Annotated in this window: 13 protein-coding genes; 7 read left to right on the top strand and 6 right to left on the bottom strand. The window is 61.5% G+C overall.

Going from position 1 to position 13,326, the window contains the following annotated elements:
• The first annotated feature begins 206 nt into the window (after positions 1 to 206).
• From M5B44_RS11530 to M5B44_RS11515, 4 genes are all read left to right on the top strand, one after another.
• A complete protein-coding gene (locus M5B44_RS11530) occupies positions 207 to 1,310 on the top strand; it encodes an ABC transporter substrate-binding protein (protein ID WP_085730221.1) in 1,104 nt (367 codons plus the stop codon).
• Positions 1,311 to 1,381: 71 nt separating this feature from the next.
• Positions 1,382 to 2,290 carry an ABC transporter permease gene (locus M5B44_RS11525; protein WP_007960163.1) on the top strand — a complete coding sequence of 303 codons (909 nt, stop codon included), beginning with the start codon at positions 1,382 to 1,384 and terminating at the stop codon, positions 2,288 to 2,290.
• Entirely contained in the window at positions 2,287 to 3,135 is an 849-nt protein-coding gene (locus M5B44_RS11520) for an ABC transporter permease (RefSeq protein WP_248739224.1), read from the top strand. The genes M5B44_RS11525 and M5B44_RS11520 overlap by 4 nt, the downstream gene beginning before the upstream one ends.
• 16 nt (positions 3,136 to 3,151) lie before the next feature.
• On the top strand, positions 3,152 to 4,207 hold the full coding sequence (locus M5B44_RS11515; RefSeq protein ID WP_248739223.1) for an ABC transporter ATP-binding protein: 1,056 nt from the start codon (positions 3,152 to 3,154) through the stop codon (positions 4,205 to 4,207).
• A 112-nt stretch (positions 4,208 to 4,319) separates the two neighbouring features.
• Here the strand turns inward: M5B44_RS11515 and M5B44_RS11510 are convergent, their stop codons facing one another.
• Positions 4,320 to 5,261, bottom strand: coding sequence for an AraC family transcriptional regulator (locus M5B44_RS11510; protein ID WP_248739222.1), 942 nt, complete (start codon positions 5,259 to 5,261; stop codon positions 4,320 to 4,322).
• 335 nt (positions 5,262 to 5,596) lie between these two features.
• Here M5B44_RS11510 and M5B44_RS11505 point away from each other — a divergent pair, with 335 nt between their 5' ends.
• On the top strand, positions 5,597 to 5,950 hold the full coding sequence (locus M5B44_RS11505) for a putative quinol monooxygenase (protein WP_085709576.1): 354 nt from the start codon (positions 5,597 to 5,599) through the stop codon (positions 5,948 to 5,950).
• 43 nt (positions 5,951 to 5,993) lie between these two features.
• Positions 5,994 to 6,236, top strand: coding sequence for a hypothetical protein (locus M5B44_RS11500; RefSeq protein WP_065258578.1), 243 nt, complete (start codon positions 5,994 to 5,996; stop codon positions 6,234 to 6,236).
• Positions 6,237 to 6,242: 6 nt separating this feature from the next.
• Here M5B44_RS11500 and M5B44_RS11495 read toward each other — a convergent pair whose 3' ends face one another.
• Entirely contained in the window at positions 6,243 to 6,872 is a 630-nt protein-coding gene (locus M5B44_RS11495) for a flavin reductase family protein (RefSeq protein ID WP_114885139.1), read from the bottom strand.
• A gap of 136 nt (positions 6,873 to 7,008) precedes the next feature.
• Positions 7,009 to 7,326, bottom strand: coding sequence for a hypothetical protein (locus tag M5B44_RS11490; RefSeq protein ID WP_114885136.1), 318 nt, complete (start codon positions 7,324 to 7,326; stop codon positions 7,009 to 7,011).
• A gap of 347 nt (positions 7,327 to 7,673) precedes the next feature.
• Between M5B44_RS11490 and M5B44_RS11485 the strand changes: the two genes are divergently transcribed.
• Positions 7,674 to 8,432, top strand: coding sequence for a hypothetical protein (locus M5B44_RS11485; protein ID WP_119427823.1), 759 nt, complete (start codon positions 7,674 to 7,676; stop codon positions 8,430 to 8,432).
• A 63-nt stretch (positions 8,433 to 8,495) separates the two neighbouring features.
• Here M5B44_RS11485 and M5B44_RS11480 read toward each other — a convergent pair whose 3' ends face one another.
• The 3 genes from M5B44_RS11480 to M5B44_RS11470 all read right to left on the bottom strand — a co-directional run bounded on the left by M5B44_RS11480 (position 8,496) and on the right by M5B44_RS11470 (position 13,069).
• Positions 8,496 to 9,815 carry an MFS transporter gene (locus M5B44_RS11480; protein WP_192552272.1) on the bottom strand — a complete coding sequence of 440 codons (1,320 nt, stop codon included), beginning with the start codon at positions 9,813 to 9,815 and terminating at the stop codon, positions 8,496 to 8,498.
• Between the two features lie 165 nt (positions 9,816 to 9,980).
• Entirely contained in the window at positions 9,981 to 11,309 is a 1,329-nt protein-coding gene (locus M5B44_RS11475; RefSeq protein ID WP_248739221.1) for a sigma-54-dependent transcriptional regulator, read from the bottom strand.
• The gene (locus tag M5B44_RS11470; RefSeq protein ID WP_248739220.1) at positions 11,309 to 13,069 is read right to left on the bottom strand and encodes a sensor histidine kinase; all 1,761 of its coding nucleotides are present in this window, start codon (positions 13,067 to 13,069) and stop codon (positions 11,309 to 11,311) included. The genes M5B44_RS11475 and M5B44_RS11470 overlap by 1 nt, the downstream gene beginning before the upstream one ends.
• Positions 13,070 to 13,326: the final 257 nt, after the last annotated feature.

Below are 13,326 nucleotides of genomic sequence, written 5' to 3'. Positions count from 1 at the left end.
AAGGTCAGCGCATGCCTCGCAACGAGGCATGCGCCGGCGTCATGGCTCCAATGAGTTTTTATCGATAGTCAGGTGTTTTGCACGACCTCAGGATGAACCCGCTGATCACATTAAAGCCCTTTGAAACCGGGGGCTTGAGCGGTTCCGATCACGCACGGCAAGGGTTGCGGTCAATCTCATACTTACAAGAATAATGGGAGTCCCAAATGGGCGAGCACGATCTGAACAGGCGTCAATTCATCAAAACCGTCGGCGTGGCCTCGGTGGCTGCGGCGGCCATGAGCATGCCCTTCATCCGGGCCAGTGCCAGCGACACCCGATTTGCCGGCAAGACCCTGCGCCTGCTGACCTGGTCCGATGACACGGGCCTGGCCGCATTGCGCAACATCGCTGCAACGTTTGAAGCGAAGACCGGCGCCAAAGTGATTGCCGACCGCACCGGCAGTACGTCGGAAATGGTCGCCAAACTCAAGGCCGGCGGCGACCGTCCGCAGTACGACATCATCACTCTGGCCGGCGTTGGCGCCGAAGGTCTGGCAGCTGCCGGACTGCTGGAAAAACCCGACCTCAACCGCATTCCCAACCTGATCGATGTCCCGGAAAAATACCGCACCGGGGCCAACGGTCACGGCATCGGTTACCTGCTGTGGTGCAACAGTCTGGTCTACAGCACCCGCACCCAGAAAGAAGCACCGGACAGTTACGCCGCGCTGTGGGACGCCGATCTGGCACCGAATATTTTCCTGCCACCGCCGAACTGGACCGAGGCGATGGACCTGATCATCATCGCCGCCAAACTGGCCGGTGGTGACGAGCACAACATCGAACCGGGCTTCAAGAAACTCGCCGAACTCAAGGAACGCGTGGTAACTCTGGGCGAAAACCCCAACCAGATTGCCGAGCTCTTCCGCACCGGCTCCCTGGACATGGGTGGGCTCTACGCCCCGGCGTTTTTCCCCAAGCAGATCCGCGATCCGAACTATGGCCTCGGCGCCACGTTCGGCATGAAGGAAGGTTTCTACACCGACCTGATGCTCTCGGTGATGCCGAAGAACCGCCCGGGCGACACCGACCTGGCCTACGCTTTCATCGACCACTCCCTCGACCCGCTGGTGCAGGGCAAGATGGCCGAAGACATCTTCAACGGCCCGGTCAACGCCAAGGCGATCATCTCCGCCGAAGCGCGCAAGAGCCCGTTCATCCTCACCCCGGAGCAGATCGCGGAGAAGGCGATCATGCATGACAACGCCTTCCTGGCGACCGTGCATGACCAGTGGATTCGTCGCTACACGGAAATCTTTTCTTCCTGACGCCGACCTTCCGGGGCACCGCATGATCGGGGTGCCCGGGAGATTCGTTTTCCATTGACGAGATCATTGCTATGGAACATCAATCCCTGACCCAACCGGTCGGCGCGGGTGACGTGCGCCCGGCGCGCGGTGTTTCGCCGACTGCGCGGGCGTGGTTTTTCCTCACGCCGTCGATGCTGTTTCTCGGCGTGCTGATTGCCGCCAGCCTGCTGGTGCTGCGCATGAGCGTCGGCACCAAGGGCGCGGAGTGGTCCGGTTTCAGCCTGGCCAGTTATGCGCAGTTGCTCGAGCCCTACTACCTCAAATCGTTGCTGCTGACCTTGCGTCTGGCGCTGATCAGCGCGGTGATCGCCGTGGTGCTGGCAATCCCGGTGGCGTACACCATGTCCCGCCTGACCTCGCCGTTCGTGCGGCGGATCTTTCTGGCGGCGGTGCTGTTGCCGTTGCTGGTCAACCTGTTGCTGCAAAGCTACGGCTGGCTGGTGATCCTCGGCCCCGGCGGCATGCTCAACCAGACCCTGATGGGCCTCGGTCTGATCAAGCGTCCGATCATGTTGCTCTACAACCAGAACGGCGTGTTGATGGGCCTGGTGCAGACCGCGTTCCCGCTCGCTGTGCTGCCGATTGCCAGCGCCATGCGCGGTGTCGCCCGCAGCTACGAAGAAGCTGCCGCGACGCTTGGCGCCAGTCGTTTCCAGGTTTTCCGTCAGGTGGTGTTGCCGATGAGCCTGCCGGGGATCATCACCGGCGCGACGCTGGTGTTCGCCTACAACGCCAGCAGCTTTGTGGTGCCGTTGTTGCTCGGTGGTCGGCGCGTGCCGATGCTGGCGGTGATGGTGCATGACCAGATCGCCCCGCTGATGAACTGGCCCGCCGCGTCCGCTGCCGGGGTGGTGCTGATCGTCACCACCCTGGCGATCATGACCCTGTCCGAATACATCACCGGCCGCCGTCGCCGACTGCTGGAGGCTTCGCAATGAGTGTCCTGATCAAGAAGCGCCAGTCGCTGTTGCCGGGCGATACCGGCAAGTTTGCCGGCATTCTTTCCGGGATCATTTTGTTCCTGGCGGTGTTGCCGATCCTGACCATGATCGTGATGTCGTTCAGCGGCGCGTCGAACCTCGACTTCCCGCCGAGCAGCTACAGCCTGCAGTGGTACAAGGCCGCGTGGCACACCTTCGTTTCGCCGGACGCCAGCGATGTGCTGAGCCTCGGCCAGGCCATGGGCACCAGTTTGCTGGTGTCTTGCCTGACGATGATTTTCGCCACGCTGATCGCGGTGCCGGCGGCTTATGCGCTGACCCGTTGCGAGTTCCGTGGCAAGGGCGTGGCGCTGCAACTGATGTCGCTGCCGCTGGTGTTTCCGATGGTGGTGCTGGGGCTGGCCTTGCTGCTGGTGTTCGACAGCCTGCCGTTCCACATGACCACTTCGCGGCTGGTGATTGCCCACGTGATTCTGGCGCTGCCGTTCGTGGTGAAGAACTGCACGGCGGCCATGCTTTCCATCGGCAGTGAAGTCGAAGAGGCCGCGCAGATGCTCGGCGCTTCGCCGCTGCGGGCCATCGTCGATGTGGTGGTGCCGTTGATGAAATCGGGGATTCTGGCGGGGATGCTGCTGGCGTTCATCGTCTCGTTCAACGAATTCACCGTGACCTATTTCCTCTACACCATCGACGTCATGACCGTGCCGATCTGGATGTACAGCCGCACCGTGTCATCGCTTGACCCTACCGTGTTCTCGTTTGCCGTGCTGATCGTGCTGATCGACTTCGTCCTGATCTGGGCGCTGGAGAAACTGGTCGGTGAAGGTGGCGTTTCGTTCTGATTTCTTGAGGTGATTTATGTCTGGTCTGATTCTGGAAAACGTCGAGAAACACTACGGCTCGGCCTGCGCGGTAAAAGACGTCAACCTGCATTTGCCCGAGGGCAAACTGGTGTGCTTCCTCGGCCCGTCGGGCTGCGGCAAGACCACCTTGCTGCGAATGATCGCCGGGCTGGAAACCCTCACCGGCGGCGAGATCCGCCTGGACGGCGAGAACATCGGCCACACGCCGGCGCACCTGCGTAACTTCGGCATGGTGTTCCAGTCGCTGGCGCTGTTCCCGCACATGACCGTGGGCGAGAACATCGCCTATCCGCTGAAACTGAGGGGCGTGAGCAAGGCCGATCAACAGGCGCGGGTGGTGGAGTTGCTGGAACTGATCCAGCTGCAACCGATGATCGACCGTCCGGTTGCGAAGCTCTCCGGCGGCCAGCGTCAGCGGGTGGCGATTGCCCGGGCCATTGCCTCGCACCCGAAAATCCTTCTGCTGGACGAACCGCTGTCGGCGCTGGACGCCAAGTTGCGCGAGTCGATGCAGGTGGAAATCCGCCAACTGCAACAACGCCTGAACATCACCACCATCATGGTCACCCACGACCAGCGCGAGGCCATGACCATGGCCGATATCGTGGTGGTCCTCGGTGAACATCGGGTACAGCAGGTGGGCACGCCGATCGAAATCTACCGCCATCCGGCCAACGAATTCGTGGCGGACTTCATCGGCTCCGGCAATATCTTCCCGGCCACCGCGCTGGGCGATGGCAAGGTCGTACTGCCGGGCGGCGATGCCCTGCAGGTGCCGATCTGCAGCAGCATCGTGGTCGGGCAGAAAGTGAAAATGCTGATCCGCCCCGAAGACCTGCAACTGTCGGCGCCCCAGGCCACGGCGGGCAATCGCCTGCTGGGCAAGGTGACGTTCGTGCGGGATATCGGCGCGACCATCGAGACCACGGTGGAATGTTCCGGGGTGACCTTCACGGCGCTGAGCACGCCGTGTCAGGGCATCGGGCTGGGGATCGGGCATCCGGTTTCGGTGACGTTGCCGAGTGAGGCATGTCGGGTGTTGGGTGCTTGAATCAAAGGCCCCATCGCGAGCAGGCTCGCTCCCACAGGTTCAGTTGTACGCCGATCCAATGTGGGAGCGAGCCTGCTCGCGATGGGGCCAGCGGCCGCTATAAAAAATCGGATCAGACCGTCAGCCGCAACCGCGCCAGATCCCTCAACGGCGGCGCGCCGAACAACCGGCTGTACTCGCGGCTGAACTGCGACGGACTTTCATACCCCACCCGATACCCCGCCGCCGATGCCTCCAGCCCTTCAGCCAGCATCAGGCGCCGCGCCTCTTGCAGGCGCAGTTGCTTCTGATACTGCAACGGACTCATCGCCGTCATCGCCTTGAAACGGTGATGCAGGGTCGAGACGCTGAGGTTCACTTCTTTCGCCAGGTCATCGATGCGCAACGGCTGTTCGAAGTTGCCGTTGAGCCATTTGATCGCCTGGCTGATGCGATGGCTCTGGCTGTTGGCGATGGCGATTTCGTACAGCCGATGGCCCTGCGGGCTGCGCAGCAGGCGATAGAGGATTTCCCGGCGGATCAGCGGTGCGAGCATGGCGATGTCTTTCGGCGTGTCGAGCAGACGCGCCAGGCGCAACACCGCATCGAGCATCGCGCTGTCGATCCTTTCCACATACAGACCGCGCCCGGTCGGCCGGGTCGGTACACCCATCGGGCCGGCATCGGCGATCAGCGCGGTGATTTCCGCCGGGTCGATATCCAGGCGCACGGCGAGGATCGGCTCCTCGGGCGAGACATTCACCACCCGACCGCTCAACGGCATCGAGACCGAGACCACCAGATAATTCAGCGGATCGTAATTGAAGTACTCGTCAGCCAGCCGTACCTCCTTGCGACCCTGGGCCATGATGCACAGCGCCGGTTGCGCGAGCACCGGGGCGAAATCGTGGGATTTGGTGTGGCGCGACATGAACAGCGAGCCGACGGCGGTGGCATAACTGCCATCTTCGGAGGTGTTGCGGCGAATGATCGCCGCCAGTTCCTCGCGCTGCTTTTCCATGTCGGCTTCCATGTCGGCATCGCGCGGCGCCTGAAAACGATCGAATGACGTCATGCACAGCCTCCTCGGCAAGGGATGGAATGGGAGCAGAGCATAAGTTTGTGCAAGCGCAAGCGGTAGACACATCCTGCGAAATGCTTGCCTGATCCTGCATGGCGTTGCTGGCCCGTCCAGACATGACAGGGCGCCTCCCGGAAAACTTGCTCGAAACCGGTGTGACAGGACGGTGACAGCAATTCACGATCTGTTACAGGTCTGAAAGACAGTCTCGCAGGATTGTGCAACGCGACGGCAGGAATCGACTAACGGCGAGCATTGCCCGGCCCTTAACCTTGGATCCTGTCGCAGCCCGTCCCCGGCTGCCACGCGACTCCCTGGGAGGGTTGAACATGTCCAAGCAGATTCCCGTCAGTCATATGGCCTTCGTTCGAGCGCGCGCCGGGCGCTCGGCGGAACTCGGCATGCGCCTCAGCGCACTGATCGAGCCGTCCCGCGCCGCCGCCGGTTGCCTGAGCTTTTCCCTGCAGCATTCACAGTGTGATCCGGAGTTGTGGCTGGTTTCCGGTTTCTGGAATAACCAGCAGTCGATGACCGCCTATTTCAGCAGCCCGTCGATGGAAGTGTTTGCCGAGCTGGTGCAGGACCTGGTGGTCAACAGCCTGGATTTCCACACGTTTAAAGACGTGTCGGCAGCGCAGGCGCTGGGCCAGAGTTGCGCGCCGATACACAAACTCGCCGGTTGAGGGTTTAATGGCCGGCCTATCTGACTGAGCCAGGACCTGCGACATGGCACGTAAAGAGTTCGAACACTTCGAAGCGGTTTCCGCTGTAGTCCCCGTCGAATTGGGCAGCAACAAGGGTTATTTCGCGGCAATCGCGGTCAAGGCCCTGGTGGACGGCGGTGCGCCACGCTTTCACAAACTGTTGAATGACCAGGTCTTCCCTGGCGCCATTGCCGCCGATGAAGCGGCCATCAATGAGCTGGACAAGCTCAAGGGCGTCACTGATGACGCCGAGCTGATCTGGTAACTCCGTTTACTTGACGGCGCCCGGGCGCCACATCTTGAACAATGCCTCCGGCCCCAGCTGGAAGTAGTCCGCCGGCCCGCCGCCACGCAGAATCGGTTCTGCGGCGGCGGTGTCGTAGATCCCGTCCTTCAACAGCCATTTGGCAATGTGCACGGCGACCACTTCGCCGAGCACCAGCCAGCTCGGCACCGTCTCGCCGTCGGCGCGCTGCAACTGAATGATCTGCGTGACCTTGCACTCGAAGGACACCGGGCTTTCGGCCACGCGCGGCACGGCAATCACCTTCGACGCCACCGGCGTCAGCCCCGCCAGTTCGAACTCGTTGACCTCGGGCGCGACGGCGGCGCAGCTCTGGTTCATCTGCTCGGCCAGCGGGCGGGTGGCGAGGTTCCAGACGAACTCGCCGGTCTGCTCGATGTTGTTCAGGCTGTCTTTGCGCCCGACGCTGGAGAAACCGATGATCGGCGGAATGTAGTTGAACGCGTTGAAAAAGCTGTAGGGCGCCAGGTTCAGCTTGCCCTCGGCATCCTGCGAAGAAATCCAGCCGATGGGACGCGGACCGACGATCGCGTTGAACGGATCGTGCGGCAGACCATGGCCGTTGGCCGGTTCGTAGAAATGGATGTCATCGGGCATGGCGGGGTGTTCCTGAAGGCTTTTATAAGCGGTCAATAGTGCAAGTCCGGTCCGCGAAGATCAAATGCCGACCTTTGGAAATGAACAAGCCCGGCAATCGCCGGGCTTTGGTGTCTGCATTCTGCTGATCAGCTGATCAGCTGATGGCAGCGGCGGTACCGGTTTTATCAAAACCGTCGGCAGCGATGGCAGCAGCAGTGCCGGTTTTATCGAAACCGTCAGCCGCGATGGCAGCGGCGGTGCCGGTCTTGTCGAAGCCATCGGCAGCAACGGCTTTGCCGACGTTGGTTTTATCGAAACCATCGGCAGCGTAGGCGCCGGAGTGGCTGGTTTCGATGGCGGCGCTGGCGCCGTTGATGAAATCGGCGGATTTGGTTTTGTCCGAGCCATCGGCGGCGAAGGTGTTGGCGGCCAGTACGGACAGGGTCAGGGCGAGGATCAGTTTGGTTTTCATGGTCGTTCTCCAGATTCGATATTCGTTGGCGGTGTGTCTTGCATGGGGTTCATGCTACGCCAACTAAATTGATTAAAAAGCGCAAAATAATGCTAAAAACAATCGATTAACTTGATGTTAAGGGCGAGGCATTCAATTCGTCTCGTCGTGGGAGCGAGCGACGCGCAGTCAATCGATCAGGTAAGTGCAGGATGCGGCAGGGGCATTAACCGGTGATTAATCGCCGCTTTTGGCGTGTGTGACAGATTTTTCATACATTCCCGACCGGTTTTTCACCCTCGTAACGCCAGTCTGCCGGCGGCCAGAAAACCAAGAACCGGCCGTCACACACTGGAGCTTTACCTGCAATGAACAAACTGCCTCAAATCACCCTGGCCTTCTGGGTCATGAAAATCTGCGCGACGACCCTGGGGGAAACCGCGGGGGATTTGCTGTCGATGACCTTGAACGTCGGCTACGCCATGAGCTCGCTGATCCTGATCAGCGTGTTCGTCCTGACGCTGGTCACGCAACTGATGTCCAAGACTTACAAGCCGCTGCTGTACTGGATCGTGATCCTGTCGACCAGCACCGCCGGCACCACCATGTCCGACTTCATGGACCGCACGCTGGAGCTGGGCTACGCCACCGGTTCCATGATCCTGATCGCGATCCTGCTGGCGATCTTCGCGGCGTGGCGCCTGAGCGGCGACTCGCTCAACGTCACCAAGGTGCAGAGCTTTCGCGGCGAGATGTTCTACTGGATGGCGATTCTGTTCTCCAACACCCTGGGCACCGCGCTCGGCGATTACCTGGCGGACGATTCGGGCCTGGGCTTTGCCGGTGGCGCGCTGTTGATCGGCTCGGCGATTGCCGTGGTGGTACTGCTCAAGTACTTCACGAAGATTTCGTCGGTGGCGCTGTTCTGGGTGGCGTTCGTGCTGACCCGGCCGTTTGGCGCGACCCTGGGCGACCTGATGACCAAGTCCCATGAGAAGGGCGGTCTGGACTTCGGCACCATCGGTTCGTCGGCGGTGCTGGCGGGGATTCTGCTGGTGATGATTGTGGGCGCGTCTTATGCGCAGAAGCGCTATGGCGGCAAACAGGGCGTTGCCGAGTTGTCCTGATCGGGAAATCGGACAGGAAAGAAACGCGCGAAGGTCTTGCACCTTCGCGCGTTTTTTTTGCGATCAGTCAGTGACGATGCGCGAATGTTTCTGGGTGTCTTTCATGGTGATGTACACCAGCAGGGACACCGCGATGCACGCGGTCACGTACCAGTAGTAACCGGTTTCCATGCCGATGCTCTTGAACCACAGCGCGATGTATTCGGCGGTGCCGCCGAAGATCGACACGGTCAGTGCATACGGCAGGCCGACGCCCAGGGCGCGGATTTCGGTCGGGAACAGCTCGGCCTTCACCACGGCGTTGATCGAGGTGTAGCCGCTGACGATGATCAGCGCCGCCATGATCAGGAAGAACGCACCCCACCAGGTCTGGATGGTGTGCAGGGTCATCAGGATCGGCACGGTGAAGATCGTCCCCAGCACGCCGAAGGCAATCAGGATCGGACGACGACCGATCTTGTCGGACAGGCCGCCGATGATCGGTTGCAGGCACATGAACAGAAACAGCGTGGCGGCGGAAATGGTGGTGGAGTCGGAGATGCTCATGCCGACGGTGTTCACCAGGTATTTCTGCATGTAGGTGGTGTAGGTGTAGAACGCCAGCGTACCGCCCATGGTCAGGCCGACCACGGTGAGCAATTCCTTCGGATGGCGCAGCAAGGTGCGCATGGCGCTTTCCTTGGACTTCTCTTTCTTGGTGAACGACTCGGTTTCTTCCATGCCACGACGCAGGTACAGCGCGACGATTGCACACAGCGCGCCGATGGCGAACGGAATACGCCAGCCCCAGGCGTACAGCTGTTCAGTGGTCAGCATGTTCTGCAGCACGATCAGCACGCCCAGCGCGATGAGCTGGCCGGAAATCAGGGTCACGTACTGGAAGCTGGAGAAGAAGCCGCGACGTTCCTTGGTTGCCATCTCCGACAGGTAAGTGGCCGAGGTGCCGTATTCGCCACCGACCGACAGGCCTTGCAGCAGACGGGCGAACACCAGCAGGATCGGTGCGCCGATGCCGATGGTTTCGTAGTTCGGGCTCAGGGCGATCAGCAGGGAGCCGAAGCACATCAGGTACACCGAGGCCATCAGTGCCTTTTTACGTCCGACCTTGTCGGCGTACAGGCCCATCAGCCAGCCACCGATCGGGCGCATCAGAAAGCCCACGGCGAAGATCGCGGCGGTGTTCATCAACTGGGCGGTGGTGGAACCGGCGGGGAAGAAGGTCTTGGCGAAGTACAGCGAGAAGGCGGCATAGACGTACCAGTCGTACCACTCGACCATGTTGCCGACGGAACCGCTGAAGATCGACTTGATGCGACTGGCGGTGGTTCGTTCTTTGACCGGCACGGCAGCCGACCCAAGAGGCAGGGCGTTGGAGTTATCCATTGAAGGATCCTTCGTTTAATTGTTTTTGTGGAGCGCGTTGAAACGCAGCCTGCGGGGGCTATAGCAGGAGCTGTGCCAACGGGGAGAGGGCCGGTTTAGAGGGGGTGGGGAGATGGGTTGAGCGGGATTTTGCCGATGGACCGGAATGAATGAGCGGATTTCCGCTCATTCAGGTACGAACATTTCCCGGGTCAGTCCATGTCGCTGCATCTTTTCATTAAACGTGCGACGCGGCAGTTGCAGCTCTTCAAGTACGGCTTTCACATCTCCCTTGTGCCGGGTCAACGCCGCCCGCAAACACTGCGCTTCAAACGCCTCCTGCTGCGCCGCCAGCGACTGGCCCGGATCGATGCCCTGCACCGGTTCATCCAGTCCCAAGACCTGCCGTTCGGCGACGTTCGCCAACTCGCGAACGTTGCCCGGCCAGTCATGACTCAGCAGGTGGCTCAATTGCGCGCCACTGAGCGGCGGGAAAGTCCGGCCCAAGCGCTGGGCGGCGCTCTGGGCGAAGGACTCGAACAACAACGGAATGTCTTCCCGACGATCACGCAACGGCGGCAGGCGCAATTCGGCGACGTTCAGGCGATACGCCAGGTCTTCGCGAAAACGCCCGGCCCGGGCTTCATCGAGCAGATCCGGTTTGGTCGCCGCAACAATGCGCAAGTCCACCCGAATGCTCTGGTTCGATCCCAGCCGCTCGAGCTTCTGCTCCTGCAACACCCGCAGCAGTTTCACCTGCTGGGCCAGCGGCATGCTTTCGATTTCATCGAGAAACAGCGTGCCGCCGTCGGCGTATTCCAGCTTGCCGATGCGCTTGCCGGAGGCTCCGGTGAACGCGCCGCTTTCATGCCCGAACAACTCGGCTTCAAACAATTGCTCGGGGATCGCCGCGCAGTTCAGCGCCACGAAGGGTTTGTCGGCGCGCGGGCCGAAGTCGTGCAGGCAGCGGGCGACCAGCTCCTTGCCGCTGCCGGTCTCGCCACGGATCAGCACGTTGACCGGCAGCGTCGCCAGATCCAGCACCTGCCGGCGCAGGGTCTGCAAGCCACGGGATACGCCGAGCAGCGTGGCATCGAGTTTGGCACGGTTGTCGGCCTGTTCGTGCAGGGCGCGGTTTTCCAGCACCAGACGACGCTTGTCCAGCGCCCGGCGCAGGCTGCCGAGCAGGGTCTCGGGGCTGAAGGGTTTTTCCAGAAAGTCATAGGCGCCGTCGCGCATCGCTTCGACCGCCATCGGTACATCGCCGTGGCCGGTGAGCAGGATCACCGGAAGGTCGGCATCCCGGCGCTGTACTTCGGCCAACAGCTCAAGACCGCTGAGGCCGGGCATGCGCACATCGCTGAGAATCACCCCGGCAAAATGCTTCGGCAGCGCCGCCAGGCATTCCTCGGCGCGGCTGAACAGCTGCACCTCGAACCCGGACAGGCTCAGCCACTGTTCGACGGCACTGCGAATACTGCTTTCGTCATCGACCACCATCACGCGATTGAGCATCAGAGGTGCGCCTCCAGATCGATTGGCAGGGTCAGGCTGAACACCGCGCCGTTGTCGCCGTTCTCGGCGCTCAGGCGCCCGCCGGATTCGTGGACGATGGCGAAGGATACTGCCAGTCCGAGACCGAGGCCGTCACCCACCGGTTTGGTGGTGAAGAACGGATCGAATACCTGACCCAGATGTTCTTCGGCGATGCCGCCGCCGTTGTCGATGACGCTCAGGCGCCACAGTTGTTCGTCGGCTTCCAGGCGGATTTCCAGACGCTTGCACGGTTTGCCCTGCATCGCATCGAGGGCGTTGCGCAGCAGGTTGATCAGCACCTGTTCGAGACGGATCGCATCGCCGCGCACCCAGGCCGGACGGGTCAGATGCAACACAAGGCTGACCTGTTCGTCGCGCATTCTCGCGTCCAGCAATTGCAGGGCCTGATCGACCACCGTCGCCAGGTCCAGCCGCTCGCGCAAACCGCTGGGGCTCTTGCGCGCGAAAGTTTTCAAATGACCGGTGAGGGCCGCCATGCGCGTGAGCATCTCATCCACCGGTTTGAGCGCCTTGTAGGCGTCATCGACCCGGCCGTGATCGAGCAGCAGCCTCAGCGTTGCAAGCTGCATGCGCTGGGCGGTCAGCGGCTGATTGATTTCGTGGGCCAGCGCGGCGGACATCTGCCCGAGGGCCGCGAGTTTCGCCGATTGCACCAGACCATCCTGGGCGGTACGCAAATCCCGGGTGCGTTCCTCGACCAGTTGCTCAAGCTCTTCGCGGCTGCGCTGGCGCATCTTCGCCAGACGCCAGCGCTGGTTGAGGAACAGCAACAGGAACACCAGCGCCAGCCACACCCCGGCCGCGGCGAGCCCGGCATTGCGCTGGTCTTCGAAGGACAATTGCGGGCGACGCAGCAGGTGCAGGGTCCAGCCTTCGGCGGTCAGCGGCAGGGATTCCCACAGGTAATCCGCCGTGCCTTGCGGAGCCTCGACACGGCGCAGATCGCTGTTGTCGTCGAAGCGGCGCAGGGACAGATGAGTCAGCGGCACCAGCGACTGTTTGTCGTATTGGCGGGTGGCCTTGATCTCCCGATAGTCGGCCGGGGTCAGCGGATGCAGCAGGCGATAGCGCCACTCGGGCTGGTTGGCGATGAAGACGATGCCCCGGGCATCACTGACCAGCAGGGTGTCGTTGCCATGGCTCCATTCGCGCTCAAGCTCCGGGAACTCCAGCTTGACCACCATCGCCCCGAGGAACTCGCCGTTGTCACCGAGCACGGCGCTGGACAGAAAATACCCGGGAATCCCGCTGGTCACCCCGACCGCGTAGAAACGCCCGGTGCCCTGGGTGCGGGTCTGACTGAAGTACGGGCGAAAACCATAGTTGTGGCCCACGTAACTGCTGGGCAGGCGCCAGTTGCTGGCTGCCACCGCGAGGCCGGTATGGTCGAGCAGTTCCAGCGTCGAGGACTGCGCCGCTCCGTTGATCTTTTCCAGCTTCAGATTCAGCGCAGCCTGCTGTTCGGCATCCACGGGACCTGCCAGCGCCGCACGCAATTGCGGGTCCAGTGCCAGCACGGCAGGCAGGGCGCGATAGCGGTCGATCAGGGTGTGCAGCGAATTGGCGTACAGCGCCAGCTGCTGGTTGGCCCGCGCGGCGTCTTCTTCCAGCGCCTGGCGCTCGGCATGGCGGATCGCAAGCGTTGCAGCAAGGGCGGCACCGGCGATGATCAGCAGGGTGTACAGCGACAGACGCAGGGTACGGGAAGTCGCGAGCATATGAAGTATCAGGGCAGGTCGGGGCGAGCACGATAGCATGCACAAGCTGACTTCTTGCTACGTACCTTCCGGATCAGAGATTGCGTATACCATCAACTGATTGTCGTAGGTCGTGAGCCAGTAATTGCCCTGTGCATCCCTGCGATGAAGTTCTTCTACCGACTGACCAGGCAACACCATGCTAATGCCGGTATCGAAGCGATCACCAAAGGGGTATTTCGATGTGTTTGGGCGTCCATTATTGCCACTTGACCATA

Source organism: Pseudomonas sp. MWU12-2029 (assembly GCF_023242425.1).
In the GTDB taxonomy this organism is placed as follows: Bacteria; Pseudomonadota; Gammaproteobacteria; order Pseudomonadales; family Pseudomonadaceae; genus Aquipseudomonas; species Aquipseudomonas kribbensis.
This window is presented reverse-complemented; position numbering and strand designations above follow the sequence as displayed.

Bases quoted from the DNA above. Each gene is read 5' to 3' on its own strand.
- M5B44_RS11530 (WP_085730221.1), top strand. From the start codon at position 207: ATGGGCGAGCACGATCTGAACAGGCGTCAATTCATCAAAACCGTCGGC.
- M5B44_RS11525 (WP_007960163.1), top strand. From the start codon at position 1,382: ATGGAACATCAATCCCTGACCCAACCGGTCGGCGCGGGTGACGTGCGC.
- M5B44_RS11520 (WP_248739224.1), top strand. From the start codon at position 2,287: ATGAGTGTCCTGATCAAGAAGCGCCAGTCGCTGTTGCCGGGCGATACC.
- M5B44_RS11515 (WP_248739223.1), top strand. From the start codon at position 3,152: ATGTCTGGTCTGATTCTGGAAAACGTCGAGAAACACTACGGCTCGGCC.
- M5B44_RS11510 (WP_248739222.1), bottom strand. From the start codon at position 5,261: ATGACGTCATTCGATCGTTTTCAGGCGCCGCGCGATGCCGACATGGAA.
- M5B44_RS11505 (WP_085709576.1), top strand. From the start codon at position 5,597: ATGTCCAAGCAGATTCCCGTCAGTCATATGGCCTTCGTTCGAGCGCGC.
- M5B44_RS11500 (WP_065258578.1), top strand. From the start codon at position 5,994: ATGGCACGTAAAGAGTTCGAACACTTCGAAGCGGTTTCCGCTGTAGTC.
- M5B44_RS11495 (WP_114885139.1), bottom strand. From the start codon at position 6,872: ATGCCCGATGACATCCATTTCTACGAACCGGCCAACGGCCATGGTCTG.
- M5B44_RS11490 (WP_114885136.1), bottom strand. From the start codon at position 7,326: ATGAAAACCAAACTGATCCTCGCCCTGACCCTGTCCGTACTGGCCGCC.
- M5B44_RS11485 (WP_119427823.1), top strand. From the start codon at position 7,674: ATGAACAAACTGCCTCAAATCACCCTGGCCTTCTGGGTCATGAAAATC.
- M5B44_RS11480 (WP_192552272.1), bottom strand. From the start codon at position 9,815: ATGGATAACTCCAACGCCCTGCCTCTTGGGTCGGCTGCCGTGCCGGTC.
- M5B44_RS11475 (WP_248739221.1), bottom strand. From the start codon at position 11,309: ATGCTCAATCGCGTGATGGTGGTCGATGACGAAAGCAGTATTCGCAGT.
- M5B44_RS11470 (WP_248739220.1), bottom strand. From the start codon at position 13,069: ATGCTCGCGACTTCCCGTACCCTGCGTCTGTCGCTGTACACCCTGCTG.